This is a genomic window from Amycolatopsis oliviviridis (assembly GCF_014654365.1).
In the GTDB taxonomy this organism is placed as follows: Bacteria; Actinomycetota; Actinomycetes; order Mycobacteriales; family Pseudonocardiaceae; genus Amycolatopsis; species Amycolatopsis oliviviridis.
Genome location: NZ_BNAY01000001.1, coordinates 591,523 through 606,204, shown reverse-complemented (window position 1 = coordinate 606,204; position 14,682 = coordinate 591,523). Strand labels below are relative to the sequence as shown.

Below are 14,682 nucleotides of genomic sequence, written 5' to 3'. Positions count from 1 at the left end.
GCCTCAACTGTTCGGGGTGTGCTGCAGGAACGCCGGCCACTCGCCGCCGCCGTCGACGTTCAGCACCGCGCCGGTCACGTGACTCGCCAACGGTGAGGCGAGGAACAGGCAGACCCGGCCGATCTCGGCAGGAGTCGCGAACCGCCCTCTCGGGATGGTCCGCGCGACCGACTCACGCTGCGCGGGATCGCCGTAATGATCCGCGGAACCGGGTGTCTCCACCAGTCCGCAGCTGACCGCGTTCACGCGCACTTCGGGCGCCCATTCGATACCCAGACTGCCCGTCAGGCTTTCCAGCGCCGCCTTCGCCGCGCCGTACACGGCGGTCCCCGGGCTCGGCCGGCGCGCCGAGATCGAGGTGATGTTGACGGCGGAGGATTCCGGCGTCGCCCGCAGCAGCGGGTACGCCGCGTGGAGCACGTGGGCGGCCGCCATGAAGTTGAGATCGCTGATCTTCTGGTGGAACCGCGGGGACGCGTCGGCGAACTGCGCGAAAGGCGCGCCTCCGGCGTTGTTGACCACGACGTCGACCCGTCCGTGCCGCTCGCCGATCGCACCGACCCACCGCTGGACCTCGTCCGCCTCGCGGACGTCCACCCGCTCGAACCGAGGCCGGCGGCCGTCGACCTCACGGAGTTCCCCGGGCGCCGTGCGACCGCAGGTCTCGACCTCCGCGCCGGCTTCGAGGAAGGTCGCGACGATGCCGTCCCCGACACCGCGCGCTCCCCCGGTGACCAGGACGACCCGGCCGGCCATGTCGAAGCTGACTGACATGCAGCACTCCTCTCGGCGGTGAGGGGAGCGTAGCAGGACCAAGCAAACGCTAGGTTGTCACAAGGGTCACCACGGCACCCTGCCGTTGTCGTCGAAGAAGCCACCGGTCTCCGCGTCATCGCCCGCCGTCGCCCACTGGACCGAGGCACGCGCCCCTTCGGCGGTGGTGCGGACACCCCGGAAGTCGTTGAGGTCGGTCGCGACGAAGCCCGGGGTGACCGCGTTGACCTTGATGTGCGCGAGCCGCGGATCGTCCAGGAAAGCGTTGGCGTACTTGACGGTGAGCATGTTCACCGCCGCTTTCGTGGCGGAGTAGGCGAAGGATTCGTGGGAACGGGCGAACATCGACCCCTGCTCCGTCGCCTTGGCGAACATCGCGGAGTCGCTCGCGACGTTCACGATCCGGGCGGAACGCGAACGGCTCAGCAGCGGCAGCATCGTGTGGATCACCCGCACCAGGCCGAAGACGTTGGTCTCGAACTCCGGCCGCATGTCGTCGGCCGTGACCTCGACCGCCGGTTTGCGGGTCAGCGTCCCGGCGTTGTTGACGAGCACGTCCAGACGCCCGTACTCGCGTTCTACGAGCGCGGCCGCGGCTCGCACGGACGCGTCGTCGGTGACGTCGATCAGCACCGGATGAGCGGTGAGCCCGGCGTCGGCGAGTTCCGCGGCCGCGCGAGCGCCTTTCTCAGCGCTGCGAGCGCCGAGGAGCACGGTCAGGCCACGTTCGGCCAGTTGCCTGGCAGTGGCCAGGCCGATCCCCTTGGTGGCTCCGGTGACGAGGGCGATGGTGTCGGTGGGCATGGTCCCCGGTTTCCCGTGCGAGGTGCACGTAGAATCAGAAGTGAAAGTACCCCTACACTTTAACCGTAGGCTTCCTACGGTTGTCAAGGAGACGCGATGGAGCCGGTCCTGCCCACTCGGCGCCCGAAGCGGGCGGACGCGCGACGCAACTTCGACGTGCTCGTCGCCGCGGCACGAGAGGCGTTCGCGGAGTCCGGGGCCCAGCCGTCGCTCGAGGACATCGCCCGGCGCGCCGGTGTCAGCATCGCCACCCTGTACCGGAACTTCCCGTCACGGGAAGACCTCGTCGAGGAGGTGCACCGCGAAGAGGTCGTGGCACTGTGCCGCGCCGCCGGCACTGTCGCGGACCTCGAACCCTGGGACGCGCTGGCGACCTGGCTGCACCGGTTCGTCGAGTACATCGGCACGAAACTCGCCTTCGCCGACGCGCTCAACCGCACCACGGACGGTTTCCAGGCCTGCCGCAAGGCGATGCGCGAGGCGGGAGGTCCGTTGCTCGAACGCGCGCAGCGGGCCGGGGCCGCGCGACCGGAACTGTCGATCGACGACATCCTGCGGATGATCAGCGGGGTGAGCACCGTGGAATACGTGGACGACGCCCAGCGCGAACGCGTCCTCGCCGTGACCCTGGACGCGGTCCGGCTCCGGTGAGGCGCCGGTCGGGGTGGTCGTGAGTGGTAAGTGGGGTTAGAACGGACCGGTATTTGCCTACCTACGCCTGAGCTGCGTGAGGGTGGCGGTTCCGTGGCTGCCAAGCTCGGACCTTGATCAACGGAAGATCCGGGACACTCAACGCCCCCAATCCTCCGTTGATCAAGATCGTGCCGGTCACGACCGGTGGCAGACGACGTGACAGGGGAAGATTCCGGACGCTCAACGGCCGGAATCTTCCCCCGCCACCCGCACGAGACCGAGTGTGGAGGATTCAGGACGTTGAACGTCCCAAATCCTCCACATCCGAAAGCCAGCCACCTCAGTGGGTAAGCAAATGCGAGTCCGTTAGAGCGGCACTTGCCACTCACGACCCACCCGACCCACTCGATACCGGCGCTTGCCCGCTTGCCGGTACATGAAGGCCCCCTTGCTTGCGCCTGGCTCCGTGAAGGACCCATTCATGTACTTGGGCCTGCCGTGAAGAAGCCGACCTCGCCGCGGCTTTACAAAGGCGCCTTTACTCTTCTGTCCGTGCCCGGCGGAAGGACTGCGACGACGGCCGCGCGGCTGTTCGCCGTGCTGGCCGCGCTCACCATCGTCGCCCTGGTCCAAAGCGCGCTGTGCAGTGACGGCGCCGCGGCGGCCGGGTCGCCTTGCGCTCCCCTGTTCGCCGCGGAATCGACCCATGCCGCAGCCGGCGAATGCGAACCGGCGACGTCCCAGGCGAGCCCCGCGGGCGCCCACGCCGCCTGGCTCGTCCCGGGCGAACCCCCGCACAACCACCTCGACGACGCCATCGGGATCGGCGTGGCACTGGCCGCGCTCTTCCTGCTCGTCCGGCATCAGCGTCCCGACACCGCGGGCCTGCCACCCGGCCTGCCGTTGTCCGTGCTGTCCAGGCGATTGGCCACGACGCCTCCGCTCGTCCAGCTCTGCGTTTCCCGCACCTGATCGGCCTCCCGGTCGTGACCGGTCCGCCCCGAGGCGGACCGGCAGGCCATGCCGCCTTCAGTCGCCCGATTCCCGAGCCAAGGACTCAGCAGAATGACCAAGAACACCAAGGTTTCCCTGACGGTCGTAGCCGTCGTCGTCGCGGTGGTGGCCGCGTTGCTCGTCTTCACCAAGCCGGGTGAGGACACCCCGGCCGCCCAAGCAGACGCACCCCCGGCGGTGCCCGCGTCGATCCTGGTCCGGCCGGACAGTCATCGGCTGTCCGATCCGGCGGGCGCCAAGGTGACCGTCGTGGAGTTCCTCGACCTGGAATGCGAGGCGTGCGGCGCCGCGTTCCCCGGTGTCGAGCGGCTGCGCGCCGAGTACGGGGACCGCGTCACCTTCGTGATGCGCTACTTCCCCATCCCCAGCCATCGGAACGCCGAACTCGCCGCGCGGGCCGTGGAAGCCGCCGGCAAGCAAGGAAAGCTCGAACCGATGTACCGCCTGATGTTCGAGAAGCAGCCCGAATGGGGTGACCAGCAGGTCTCCCATCGCGACACCTTCGTCGGCTTCGCGCGTCAGCTCGGGCTCGACACGGCCGCCTTCGAGGCCGCGCTGGACGACCCGGTCACGCTCGGCCGCGTCCTGGCCGACCGCACCGACGGCGCGGACATCGGCGTCGAGGGGACACCGACCTTCTTCGTCAACGGGGTCAAGTTCTCCGGATCACCGTCCTATCAGGCCCTCAAAGCCGTCATCGACCGGGAGCTGGCGAAATGACGGACGAACGCGCGCCGTTCGCGGTCCGCGTGACGCCGTGGGTGCTGCTGATCGGCGGTGCGATCGGCCTGCTGGCGGCGCTGGTGCTCACCGTCGAGAAGATCAAGCTGCTCAAGGATTTCTCCTACATTCCCACCTGCAGTATCAATCCCGTCCTCAGCTGCGGGTCGATCATGAAGACACCGCAGGCGGAGCTGTTCGGCTTCCCCAACCCGTTGCTGGGGATCGTCGGGTTCACCGTCGTCATGACGACCGGGGTCGCGGTGCTGAGCGGTGCATGGCTTCCCCGCTGGTATTGGCTGGGCCTGCAGGCGGGCGCGGCGCTCGGCGTGGTGTTCGTGCATTGGCTGATGCTCCAGAGCCTCTACGTCATCGGCGCGCTCTGCCCGTACTGCATGGTCGTCTGGGCGGTCACCATCGCCGTCTTCTGGTACACGACCCTGCGCAACCTCCACAAGGGACGGACACTGCTCCGCTACCACAGCGTGGTGCTCGTCCTCTGGTACGCCGCCATCGCCGCCGCCGTCCTGCAGGCCTTCTGGAGTTACTGGAAGACGCTCGTCTGAAGGCGGCTCCGGTCGAGACCGCGCAACCCGGCCGCGCACGCGACGCCGATCACCGTCAAGGCAAGCCACGGGATCTCCGGCAGGCCCGCCCGGCGTGAAAGGTCGAAAACGGTGCCGGTGAAGAGATTCCCGAGGAGGATGCCCACCCCGACGATCGTGTTGTAGAAACCGTAATGCGTGGCGACCAGCCGGTCGCCCGACAGCCGGACGACGGTGTCCATCTCGAACGGGAAGACGACCACCGTGCCGACGGCCAGCAACGCGGCCGAGACGAGCAGCCCGGCGCCGGCCACGACCGGTCCGGCCCGGGCGACCGTCAGCGGCGCGACGAACGCCGCGGCCATGAACACCATTCCCACCGCCAGGCAGGTACCGGACGACCACCGGTCCTTGAACCAGGCGGTGATCTTGAGCTGCCCGGCGATCGCGAGGCCGCCCGAAATCACGAACAGCCCGGCGATGAGCACGGTGGCCGACGTCTCCGAGCCGGTGATCCGGCGGGCCTCCATCGGCAGGGCCAGGTAGGTCTGGAAGGACAGCACGTACGAGCCGATCATGACCAGCGCGAAGAGCAGGAAGGGACGATTCGCCGTGACGACCCGCCAGTCCGACCGGATCGACGAGCGTTCCTTCTCGCTTTCGTGGGCGGGCAGCGCACGCACCTGGACCACGGTCAGGACACCGAAGACCGCGGCGGCGACCAGGCAGGTCAGCCGGAAGTCGACGGCCGTCAGCGCCAGCCCGACCACCGGACCGGCGAGGATCCCGCCCTGGTAGAAGACGTTGAACACGGAGAACGCCTCCAGCCGCCGCTCCCCCGCGTCCGCCGCCAGGTAGGCGCGGACCGCCGGGTTGAACAGGGCTCCGGCGAATCCGGTGGCCGCGGAGGCGACGATCAGCGACGGCAACGAGGACGTCACGCTCAACAACGCGAAGCCCGCGGTCCGCAGCACGCATCCGGCGACGATGAGCGGCTTGTAGCCGAACCGGTCGGCGAGCGTGCCCCCGACCAGGAACATGCCCTGCTGCGAGAAGTTGCGGATGCCCAGCACCAGGCCGACGGCCCAGCCCGCGAGCCCCAGCGGGCCCGAGAGGTACCCGGCGAGGTACGGCATCAGCATGTAGAAGCCGACGTTGATGGTGAACTGGTTGACCATCAGCACTTTGCTCGGCCGGTCGAAGGACCGGAACCGTTCGAGGAATCCCTTCACAGCGCGGGATCCACAACGGTGCGGCAGCGGGTCCAGCGTTCCACCACGCGTTCGCCGGGATGCCCGATGACGTCGGGTTCCCGGGGCGGGACGACGTCGAGCAGACCGTGTCCCGCGCAGTATTCGTCGTTGTAGACGGTGTCGAAGTAGCGCTGCGGGCCGTCCGGGAAGATCGCCGCGATCCGCACGTCCGGGTCGTGCGTGCGGGCCAGCCACGCGGCGACGAGGGCGACCGCGCCGACGCTCCAGCCGCCGGTCGCGTACTGGGCGGCGGCGAGCCGCCGGCAGGTCCACACGGCTTCGGCCGGGGCGACCCAGTGCACTTCCTCGAAGGCGTCGTAGTCGACGTTGCGGGGGTGGATGCTCGACCCGAGCCCGCGCATCAGCCGCGAGGTGGCGGGCTGCCCGAAGATCGTCGACCCGACGGTGTCGACCCCGATCAGGCGCAGATGCGGGAAGTACCGCCGCAGCGCGCGGAAGGTCCCGGCCGAATGCCCGCCGGTGCCGACCGAGCACACCAGGACGTCGATCCGGCCCAGTTGCGCGGCCAGCTCGTCGGCCAGGCCCGCGTACGCCGCCACGTTGTCCGGGTTGTGGTACTGGTCGGGGCACCAGGCGCCGGGCTTCTCTTCGAGTACCCGCCGGACCCGGTCCCGGCGTGCCTGCTGCCAGCCGCCGTCCGGATGCGGCTCGGTGACGAGGTCGACCCGGGTGCCGTGCGCGGTGAGCATCCGCCGCACGATCGGCTCCATGCCCGGATCGGTGACCAGGGTGACCGGATGCCCGTGCACGATCCCGGCCAGCGCCAGCCCGAGCCCGAGGGTCCCGCTGGTCGACTCGACGATCGTCGCGCCGTCGGCGAGGTCGCCGCGCGCCTTGGCCTCGCCGACCATGTGCAGCGCGGGGCGGTCCTTCATGCCGCCGGGATTGAAGCCTTCCAGTTTGGCCCAGAACCCCTTGCCGGATCCGGTGAGTCGTTCGTCGATCCACAGCACGGGCGTGTTGCCGACTGCCAGTGCCGGGTTCACGCAGCGCGCGGCGGCGCTGAGAAGGCGGGAGGGGGCGAGATGTTCCTGACGCAGGACAGCGTTCATCGAGGATTCGTCTTTCTGTGCGGTGCGGGCATGACCAGGACGACGCGGCGTCGGTCACGTCCGGCGGACGCACAGTTCGGCGAGTATCCGCGGTCCACTTCGATCGAGGGCGACCGAACGCGGGCTTTCCCCTGCGACGAACCGGAAGACACGGCCCGGGATGAGCGGCGGCGGGGAGTCCGGAAGGGACGGTGAGTCGTCGCTCCGCACCGCGACCGCGGCCAGCGGGCGGGAGTGCAGGTGCCCCTCGCTCGGCGGGCACGACGAGTCGTGGGAAGCCACCGCGACGGGGGCGGCTTCGCCATGATGACCGTCGAGGCAGCCGTAGGCCTGCGTTCCCGCCACGATCAGCAGGAGCAAGGCCACCACGAGTCGACGAAGAGTAGCCGGAGAGACACTCACGGTTCCCACCGTAGCAAAGATCGACTCGATCTCCCATGTCCTTTAGTACTAACCGCCCTAGTAGGACTTCACCGCACGCTCACAACCGTCCCCGTACTACTAAGCGCGATAGTTGACCCTGTGCGACAGGAGATTCGGCACCCGTGACCCCACACCGGCGCTCGCTGCGGCACCCCCTCGCCGCCACCGCCGCCCTCATGGTCCTCGGCCTCGGCACGCTCCCCGCGAGCGCGCAACCGGCACCGCCGGACGGCCAGGATCCGATGCGGCGCTACCAGGAACTCGGCGCCCAGGCGGCGAAGGCCGACGAGGATCTGCAGGAATCACAAGACCGGCTGAAGACCCGTGAGACCGAACGTGACCAGGCCACGGCCGCCCTCGGCCGCGCCGACGGCGACCTCGCGCAGGCGCAGTCGGCGATCGACCGCTTCCGGCCGCAGGTCGAGGCGATCGCGCGGTCCGCGATGAACGGTGAGCGGCTCGGCAACGCCATCCTGCTGCTCGACAGCGGAAGCAGACAGGAGTTCCTCGACCGTTCCTCGGCGCTGACAGTGCTGGCCGGGGAGAAGGCGAAGGCGCTCGGCGGCCTGCGCGACGCGCTCGGGAAGGCGCAGACCGCCCGTACCACCGCCACGAACGCGCGGGAAACGGCCCAGCTCGCCGCGAACGACGCCACCTTGGCGCTGGACCAGGTCCGCACCCGCAAGAAGGACCTCGACACCCAGATCGCCCAGGTCCGCGAGGCACTCGACGCCCTCCCCTCGGCCGACAAGGCGAAACTCGGCAAGGTCCAGGACAAGGGCTCCTACCTCGGCCCGCCGGGCGCCGCGAACGACGCGCTGCAGGCGGCGTTGTCCAAACGGGGCTCGCAGTACGAGTGGGGCGCCACCGGGCCGAGCGAGTTCGACTGCTCCGGCCTGACGTCGTGGGCGTACAAACAGGCGGGCATCTCGCTCCCCCGGACCAGCCGTCAGCAGTACACCGTCGGCAAGCCCGTCCCGCTCGACCAGCTCATCCCAGGCGATCTTGTCTTCTACGACGACGGCACCGGGAATCCCGGCGCAATCCACCACGTCGGCATGTACGTCGGACCGGGCAAGATGGTCGACGCGCCGACCGAGGGCCAGCTGGTCGACGTCCGGTCGGTCAAGGGAGACGGGCATCTGATGGGCGCCCGGCGCGTCGTCGGCTGAGCAGTATCCTTCCGGGCGGAGGTGTCATGCAACGGCTGGGCGAGCTCGAAGCGTCGGTGATGGACGTGCTCTGGGATTCGGCGGAACCCTTGCGGGTGCGCCAGGTTCTCGAGGCGATCAACCAGCACCGCGATCTGGCCTACACCACGGTGATGACGGTGCTGGACAATCTGCACCGCAAGGAATGGGTCGTGCGTGAGATGGAGAATCGCGCGTACCGCTATCGCGCCGTGACGACGCGCGAAGAAGCCACCGCGCAAAGCCTGCGCGAACTCCTCGACGCCTCGGACGACCGGGAATCGGTGCTGCTGCATTTCGCGCGCTCGGTCACCGAAGAGGAGTCGGACATCCTTCGGCGGGCGCTGCGGCGGAAGCCCGGCAAACGATGATCCTGGCGGCGGTGCTCCTGACCGGCGTCGTGCTGATCGGCTGGTTCTCGCCCCGGGTGCTCGGCAGGCTCACCGCGGGCGGGATCAGCCCCGGCACCGCGCTCGCGTGGTGGCTGCTGACCGCGCTCGGCGTCCTCGCCGGCACCCTGGGCGCCGTCCTGCTCCTCGTGCTGCCGGACCACGGTCCCGCCACGGCCATCACGCGGGTCCTCCACGACTGCTGGGCCGCGGTCGGCCACAGTGACGTTCCCGCCCTCGACCCGGTCGCCGGGACGTTCGCGGGTGCCGCCCTCGTGATCGCGGCGGCCCGGCTGGCCGTGGCGTCGGCGCGGCGCCGGAAGCGCAGCACCCGGCTGCACCGGCGTCATCTCGACGCACTCCGGCTGTCCGGCGCCCGGTCGGGGCCGACGCTGTGGCTGCCCGACGACCGTCCGATCGCCTACAGCCTCGGCGGCCGCGACGGCCTGATCGTCGCCAGCGAGGGGCTGGCCGCGCGGCTTTCGCGCCGCGAACTGAGCGCCGTGCTCGCCCACGAGCAGGCCCATCTCCGGGGCAGGCATCACCTCTTGACCGCCTCGGCCGACGTCCTGGGCCGCACGTTGCGCTTCGTCCCGCTCATGCGCGAACTCCCCGGCGCGACCCGGCTGCTCGTCGAACTGGCCGCCGACCGGGCCGCCGCCACCCGGCACGGTCCCGAGACCGTCCGGTCGGCCCTGCTGTCCATCCACGCGGCGGACGGGCCCCGCCGCGCGCTCGGCATGGCCGGTGGCGACACCGAGATCCGGCTGCGGATGCTGGCCTCGCACCCCACCGGGCCGTCCCGCTTCCCTGCACGGGCGAAGGCCGTCGCGGGCGGGACCCTCGCCCTGCTGGCACCGCCCGCCTTCACCGTCGGGCTGCTCTTCGCGACCGGACTCGTTTCCTGCTGGTGAGGCTCAGGCCAGCTCCGGGATCAGCTCGCCGATCAGCCGGATGCTCTTCAGCACCTTCTCGTGCGGGATGCCGCCGATCTGTTGCAGGCACATCATCCGGTCGATGCCCAGCTCCGCGTAGGCGCGCAGCTTCTTGCGACAGGTCTCCGGACTGCCGACGATCAGCGAGTCCTGCGCGCTGAGCACGGTGAAGATCTCGTCGTCCGGCACGGACTCGCCCTGCAGGATCCGGGCGATCAGGAGATTCGCCTCCGTCGGGGCGTTCTTCGCCTCACCGCGCAGGAAATCGCCGGTGAGCCCGCCGCCGTCGGGCGCGGCGACGATCTCCTCCTGCCGGGCGTTCAGGCGCACGAACTCGTTCGCCGCTTCGAAGAACGTCAGCGCCGTCACCGTGTACCAGGCCGCGGCCGCGGCGGCGCCGTTGCGCATCGCCTCCTCGTCGGTGTCGGCACAGTGGACGAAGGTGAAGAACCCGACCTGGTCGTTGACGAACGCCCCGACCGGATCGGTGCATCGCCCGGCCGCGTCCCGGTACAGCTTGATCAGCCTTCCCGCGCGTTCCAGCGATTCCCACATGGTCGTGCCAAGGACCCCCACTCCGCGCCGTCCCGCCTCCTCGAACGACGCCGGGCTCGCCGCCGCCTGCCAGAGCGGCGGATGCGGCTTCTGGACCGGTTTCGGCGAGATCGGCACGTCGTCGACGCGATAGGCGTCGCTCTCATAGGAGAAACGGTCGGACGTCCACATTCGCGGGACCATTTCGAACGCCTGCTGTGTCTGGGCCCGCGCTTCGTCCGGTTCGATGCCGAACAGGCGCCATTCCGGGATCGTCGAGCGGGTCAGGCCGAGTTCGACCCGGCCCCCGCTGAGGTGGTCCAGCGTCGCGGCACGTTCGGCGATCCGGATCGGATGGTTGAACCGGCCGGGCGCGAGAACCGCGGAATGCCCGAGCCGAATCCGGCTGGTGCGCTGGGAAAGCGCGGCCAGCATCAGCTCCGGCGCGGAGGACAGGCTGAACTCCCCCGCCCCGTGGTGCTCGACCTGCCACCAGCAGTCGTAGCCCAGTTCGTCGGCGAGGACGGCCTGTTCGATCGCCTGGGAGAACCTGAGTCGTTCATGTCCTTCGGGCCACGGCCGCGGGTTCTGGATCTCGTTGAACAGGTCGATCTTCATCCACGGCCTCCGTCTGCTCCCAGGTCACCGAAAGATCAGTCAGCGGGTGCGCGCACGGCGTTACAGAAGTCGCACGTTCGGCGCAACGAGACCGGTTCGTCATCTGATCGGGCAAACGGGTTCCGCCGCACACAATCAGGTGATGAACACGAAACAGCCCCTTTCCCGAATGCCACACCCACGTCGCGGATTGTCGCGTATCCGACAACACATCGGGGACGGTAAATCGGGCATTCTCCACTCACAAGAGTGAGCACCACACGAAAACGATCCACCCCTTGCGCCGGAAAGGGGAATTGCCGGTGCTACTCAAATGGCGGCATTCGAACGGGACAGCACTGTCGTAACGTCGATTCCCGATCCACTCCGCAACGAATTTCGCGATACCTGGAGGTTTTCGTGATACGACGTCCTCTGCGCACCTTCACCGTCCTGATCGGAGTCGCGGCGACGGTCACCGCGTTCGCGGCCCCTGTTTCGGCGGCCCCTGTGCTGACCGAAGCGGCGGGGCCGGCCACGCTGGCCGCCGCGCAGCAGAAGCTCGGCACATCGCTCGGCGCGGCGTTCGCCGGGTCCTGGCTGGACACGACCGGCCGGCTCGTCGTCGGCACCACGGACGCGAGCCATTCGGCCAGGATCCGCGCGGCAGGCGCCGTCCCGAAGGTGCTGCGGCACAGTACGGCCGAGCTGAGGCGAATTCAGTCCACATTGGACAACAGAACCGCGGGCCTGCCCGGCTCCGTCGCCGGCTGGTACATCGACGTCGTGGCCAACGACGTCGTCGTCAGCGTGGTGGGCGGCGACGCCACGGGCCGGGCGTGGGCCGCGTCCGCCGGAGTCCCGGTCCGGGTGGAGCAGGTGAAGAGCGCGCCACGACCGCTGTGGGACGTGGTCGGCGGACAAGGTCTCTACTTCAGCGGCGGGGCGTGTTCGGTCGGGTTCAACGCCTATGACGACGACGACCGCTACGTGATCACCGCCGGCCACTGCACCGAACTCGGCGGCACCGTGCACGGCGTCGACGGCACGATCGGCAAGGTCGCGAAGTCGTCCTTCCCCGGCAACGACTACGGGACCGTCAGGGTGACCCACTCCGACGTGGACACCCCGCCCCGGGTCGACCGGTACGAGGACGGCTCCGACGTGCGGATCGAGGGGGCCGACGTCGTCGGTGTCGGCGGCCGGATCTGCCGGTCCGGGATCACCACCCACTGGCAGTGCGGCCGGGTCGAGGCGCTGGACCAGACGGTGAACTACGGCAACGGGAACGTGGTCCGGGGGCTGACGCAGACGGACGCCTGCGCCGAACCGGGTGACTCCGGCGGCTCGTTCGTCAGCCGCCCGTCGTCGGGTTCCGGCACGAAACGGGTGCAGGCGCAGGGCATGACCTCGGGCGGCTCCGGCGACTGCCGCTCGGGCGGCACCACCTTCTTCCAGCCCGTCAAGGAGGTACTGAACCGCTACGACCTGACGCTCGAAAAGGACTGATCACCCCGCCGGGAGGGGCGGCCGATCCCTCGGCCGCCCCCTGATCCACCCGGCCAGTTCGCCCGCCTCCCGGACCAGCGTCTCGATCTCCGCCCATCGGCGGCGGACCCGCTCCTGGTCGGTGACCAGCGTGCCGGAAACCATGCCCAGGAACAGGTTCGCGTCCGTCCCGACCTCGGCGAGCCGCAGGAAGGGAACGCGGTCCTCCTCGGTTCCCGCCCCGTGCGCCGCCGCCCACTCACGGGCCCGCAACCCGGCGTCGTGACACGCGTCGACGAGCAGCGTCCGGATCTCCTCCGTCCGGTTCCCCGGGCTCGCGGGAGGTTTCCCCATCAACGGGAAGATGTTCCAGGCCACCGAGAGCAGGCAGTCGGCCACGTCGTCCATCGACTCCACGTTCACCGCGCGGAGTGTTCCGGTCCAAGCCCGCTGCCAGGCGTAATGACTCGCATGAACGGCAGGATCGACCCGATCGGGTGGCCGGTGTCAGAAGCGGCGCAGCTCGAAGGTCTGCACGGACGTGTCACCCGCGGTGCGCCAGTGATCGGCGGAGGTCAGCCCGACCCACCTGCCCCGGCACCACCGTGCACGTCGGCGGTGACGGGCGGCTCGTCCGGGCCGCCGATCGCCCGCGCGTCGACCACCCGCACTCCGGCGAGAAGCCCGGAAAGTCCTTGGTGGCCTTGAGGCCGGATGGCGAGGATGCCGCTGACGAAGAACAGCAGGTTCGCCAACGGCTCGAACCCGCCATTCACCGCGGACGCCAGGGTGAGCAGGGTGAAGTAGCCGCCGGATCCGGCCAGGAACCGCACGATCATCCGCCACAGAGCGGGTTTCCCGCCGTCCGGTCCGGCGGGGCGCAGCAGTACGACGCGCTGGCCGAAGCTGGCGCCGTTGCCCGCGACGGGGATGACGAACAGCAACAACACCGCGGGCAGCAGGGTGGCGATCAGCGCAGTGACCACGGTGTCCGGTTCGCCTGCCAGCAAGGTCGTCACGATCCCGATCGTCGTGCCGAGCAGGACGACCGAGACGACGTCGACTGCCATCCCGAGCAGACGGCGGCGCGCGGTGACCGGACGCGGCGTTCCCGGCGGCGCGGACGGCTCGTTCCCCGGCAGCAACCGCAGCAAAGGAGCGAGCCCGAAGCCGACGGCGGCGCCGAGCGTGTTCATCAGCAGGTCGTCGACGTCGGCCAGCCGGTACGGGCATTCGAACAGGAACCAGACCCCGGTGAGCTGGGTGCCTTCGATGAACAGTGAGACCGCGAAGCCGATGGCGACGGTGGCGAGGAAACCCCGCCGGAAGAGGTGCCGCACGAACATGCCCAGCGGCACGAAGAGGGCGACGTTGAACACCGCCTGCTGGACGGCGGGATTGCGCAGGAACGCCCGGAGGCCGGCGCCGGTCTGTTCGCGGCGGATGTCGGCGACGAACTGGAACGGGCGCAGTTGCAGATGACCGGACGCGTGCTCGGCGCACCACGACGCCGTCGTCTCCGGGATGGGCAGCAACGTGTACGTCCACAAGGACATGGCGTAGATCAGGAAACCGAAGACCAGCAGGACCCGCCAGAACCCGAGTTCGCCGCGGCGCCGGTAGCTCGCGGCGACGTACGGGACGGCCAGGAGGCCCGCGAGCACGAAACCCGCGAACACCGCGATGACCGCGGAGATGGTCGGATCAGTCACTCGCGGAAGCTAACAACGCCCGCCCCGGAGCACCCGTTACGCCACCTGGCCGGGTGACGTCGGCCGAGGCGAGGGCCCGCTGATGCGCGAGCGCGGCGATGGCGAAGGTCAGATGGACGACGACCCAGTTGCGGTCCTCGCGATGAACCCGTTGCAGAAGGTCGAGTGTGGCGTCGCCCGGAGTGCGGCCCTGACGGCAGGCGTCGAGATACGCCTGGGTCAGGTCGTCGACGTTCCTCCGGAACTCCGCGAAGGCGTCGGCGGGTTGGGCAGTGATGCAGCAATCCACGGTCACGTCACTCAGCGTTCCATGACGCGACGCAAAGTTACGACTTGACAGGTTCGGAATCACTCACATGAGGTAGCCCCACGGGTTCGTCTGTGCTCTGCGTCACGCTGAAGCGAGTCCGGCGGGCATCCGGTGTTCCCGTTCGGCCGCCTTGACCGCCTTGGCCCGGCGGGTGACCGGGAAGCGCTGGTCGAGCTCGACCAGCAGCGGGGTCACCGCCATCAGCGCCAGCAGAGCGAGCCCGGCGTAAGCGCCCAAAGTCGCGAAGATCGTCATGTCTGCCTCCTCGTCCCGGTACCGCCTGTTCCG

The 14,682-nt window shown here is 69.3% G+C and carries 18 protein-coding genes; 8 read left to right on the top strand and 10 right to left on the bottom strand.

Translation table 11 applies throughout. From position 1 onward, the window contains the following. Window positions 1–3 precede the first annotated feature (3 nt). Window positions 4–774, bottom strand: coding sequence for an SDR family oxidoreductase (locus IE302_RS02345; protein WP_191251264.1), 771 nt, complete (start codon window positions 772–774; stop codon window positions 4–6). 66 nt (window positions 775–840) lie between these two features. Next, window positions 841–1,578, bottom strand: a complete 738-nt coding sequence (locus IE302_RS02340) for an SDR family NAD(P)-dependent oxidoreductase (RefSeq protein WP_191251262.1) — start codon at window positions 1,576–1,578, stop codon at window positions 841–843. A gap of 96 nt (window positions 1,579–1,674) precedes the next feature. On the opposite strand from IE302_RS02340, the gene IE302_RS02335 reads away from it, so the two are divergent. From IE302_RS02335 to IE302_RS02320, 4 genes are all read left to right on the top strand, one after another. Next, window positions 1,675–2,229 carry a TetR/AcrR family transcriptional regulator gene (locus tag IE302_RS02335; RefSeq protein ID WP_191251260.1) on the top strand — a complete coding sequence of 185 codons (555 nt, stop codon included), beginning with the start codon at window positions 1,675–1,677 and terminating at the stop codon, window positions 2,227–2,229. Window positions 2,230–2,763: 534 nt separating this feature from the next. Next, entirely contained in the window at window positions 2,764–3,183 is a 420-nt protein-coding gene (locus IE302_RS02330; RefSeq protein ID WP_191251258.1) for a hypothetical protein, read from the top strand. Window positions 3,184–3,276: 93 nt separating this feature from the next. Beyond that, window positions 3,277–3,945, top strand: coding sequence for a DsbA family protein (locus IE302_RS02325; RefSeq protein WP_191251256.1), 669 nt, complete (start codon window positions 3,277–3,279; stop codon window positions 3,943–3,945). After that, window positions 3,942–4,511: a vitamin K epoxide reductase family protein gene (locus IE302_RS02320; protein WP_191251253.1), complete on the top strand. Its 570-nt coding sequence runs from the start codon at window positions 3,942–3,944 to the stop codon at window positions 4,509–4,511. The genes IE302_RS02325 and IE302_RS02320 overlap by 4 nt, the downstream gene beginning before the upstream one ends. On the opposite strand, the gene IE302_RS02315 is transcribed toward IE302_RS02320, so the two are convergent. From IE302_RS02315 to IE302_RS02305, 3 genes are read right to left on the bottom strand one after another with little or no spacing between them, the layout of a single operon-like run. Further along, window positions 4,490–5,722, bottom strand: coding sequence for an MDR family MFS transporter (locus tag IE302_RS02315; RefSeq protein ID WP_191251251.1), 1,233 nt, complete (start codon window positions 5,720–5,722; stop codon window positions 4,490–4,492). The two genes, IE302_RS02320 and IE302_RS02315, sit on opposite strands and share 22 nt — an antisense overlap. After that, window positions 5,719–6,816, bottom strand: coding sequence for a PLP-dependent cysteine synthase family protein (locus tag IE302_RS02310; RefSeq protein ID WP_191251250.1), 1,098 nt, complete (start codon window positions 6,814–6,816; stop codon window positions 5,719–5,721). The genes IE302_RS02315 and IE302_RS02310 overlap by 4 nt, the downstream gene beginning before the upstream one ends. A 54-nt stretch (window positions 6,817–6,870) precedes the next feature. After that, entirely contained in the window at window positions 6,871–7,185 is a 315-nt protein-coding gene (locus IE302_RS02305; RefSeq protein WP_229907553.1) for a hypothetical protein, read from the bottom strand. 176 nt (window positions 7,186–7,361) lie between these two features. Between IE302_RS02305 and IE302_RS02300 the strand changes: the two genes are divergently transcribed. Genes IE302_RS02300 through IE302_RS02290 form a run of 3 tightly spaced genes read left to right on the top strand, consistent with a single transcriptional unit; the run spans window position 7,362 to window position 9,732 of the window. After that, window positions 7,362–8,411, top strand: coding sequence for a C40 family peptidase (locus IE302_RS02300; RefSeq protein ID WP_191251248.1), 1,050 nt, complete (start codon window positions 7,362–7,364; stop codon window positions 8,409–8,411). Between the two features lie 26 nt (window positions 8,412–8,437). Further along, complete coding sequence (locus tag IE302_RS02295; protein WP_191251246.1) at window positions 8,438–8,800, top strand: BlaI/MecI/CopY family transcriptional regulator; 363 nt, start codon at window positions 8,438–8,440, stop codon at window positions 8,798–8,800. Next, on the top strand, window positions 8,797–9,732 hold the full coding sequence (locus IE302_RS02290) for a M56 family metallopeptidase (protein ID WP_191251244.1): 936 nt from the start codon (window positions 8,797–8,799) through the stop codon (window positions 9,730–9,732). Before IE302_RS02295 ends, IE302_RS02290 begins: the two co-directional genes overlap by 4 nt. A 3-nt stretch (window positions 9,733–9,735) precedes the next feature. Here IE302_RS02290 and IE302_RS02285 read toward each other — a convergent pair whose 3' ends face one another. Then, window positions 9,736–10,905 carry an LLM class flavin-dependent oxidoreductase gene (locus IE302_RS02285; protein WP_191251242.1) on the bottom strand — a complete coding sequence of 390 codons (1,170 nt, stop codon included), beginning with the start codon at window positions 10,903–10,905 and terminating at the stop codon, window positions 9,736–9,738. A gap of 399 nt (window positions 10,906–11,304) precedes the next feature. Here IE302_RS02285 and IE302_RS02280 point away from each other — a divergent pair, with 399 nt between their 5' ends. Further along, complete coding sequence (locus tag IE302_RS02280) at window positions 11,305–12,393, top strand: S1 family peptidase (RefSeq protein WP_191251240.1); 1,089 nt, start codon at window positions 11,305–11,307, stop codon at window positions 12,391–12,393. Here IE302_RS02280 and IE302_RS02275 read toward each other — a convergent pair whose 3' ends face one another. The 4 genes from IE302_RS02275 to IE302_RS02260 form a co-directional block, all read right to left on the bottom strand. Beyond that, a complete protein-coding gene (locus IE302_RS02275) occupies window positions 12,394–12,795 on the bottom strand; it encodes a hypothetical protein (RefSeq protein WP_191251238.1) in 402 nt (133 codons plus the stop codon). A 152-nt stretch (window positions 12,796–12,947) separates the two neighbouring features. Further along, window positions 12,948–14,084 carry a VanZ family protein gene (locus tag IE302_RS02270; protein WP_191251236.1) on the bottom strand — a complete coding sequence of 379 codons (1,137 nt, stop codon included), beginning with the start codon at window positions 14,082–14,084 and terminating at the stop codon, window positions 12,948–12,950. Further along, window positions 14,077–14,379, bottom strand: a complete 303-nt coding sequence (locus tag IE302_RS02265) for a hypothetical protein (RefSeq protein WP_191251234.1) — start codon at window positions 14,377–14,379, stop codon at window positions 14,077–14,079. Before IE302_RS02265 ends, IE302_RS02270 begins: the two co-directional genes overlap by 8 nt. A gap of 96 nt (window positions 14,380–14,475) precedes the next feature. Continuing rightward, window positions 14,476–14,649, bottom strand: coding sequence for a hypothetical protein (locus IE302_RS02260; RefSeq protein WP_191251232.1), 174 nt, complete (start codon window positions 14,647–14,649; stop codon window positions 14,476–14,478). Window positions 14,650–14,682 lie beyond the last annotated feature (33 nt).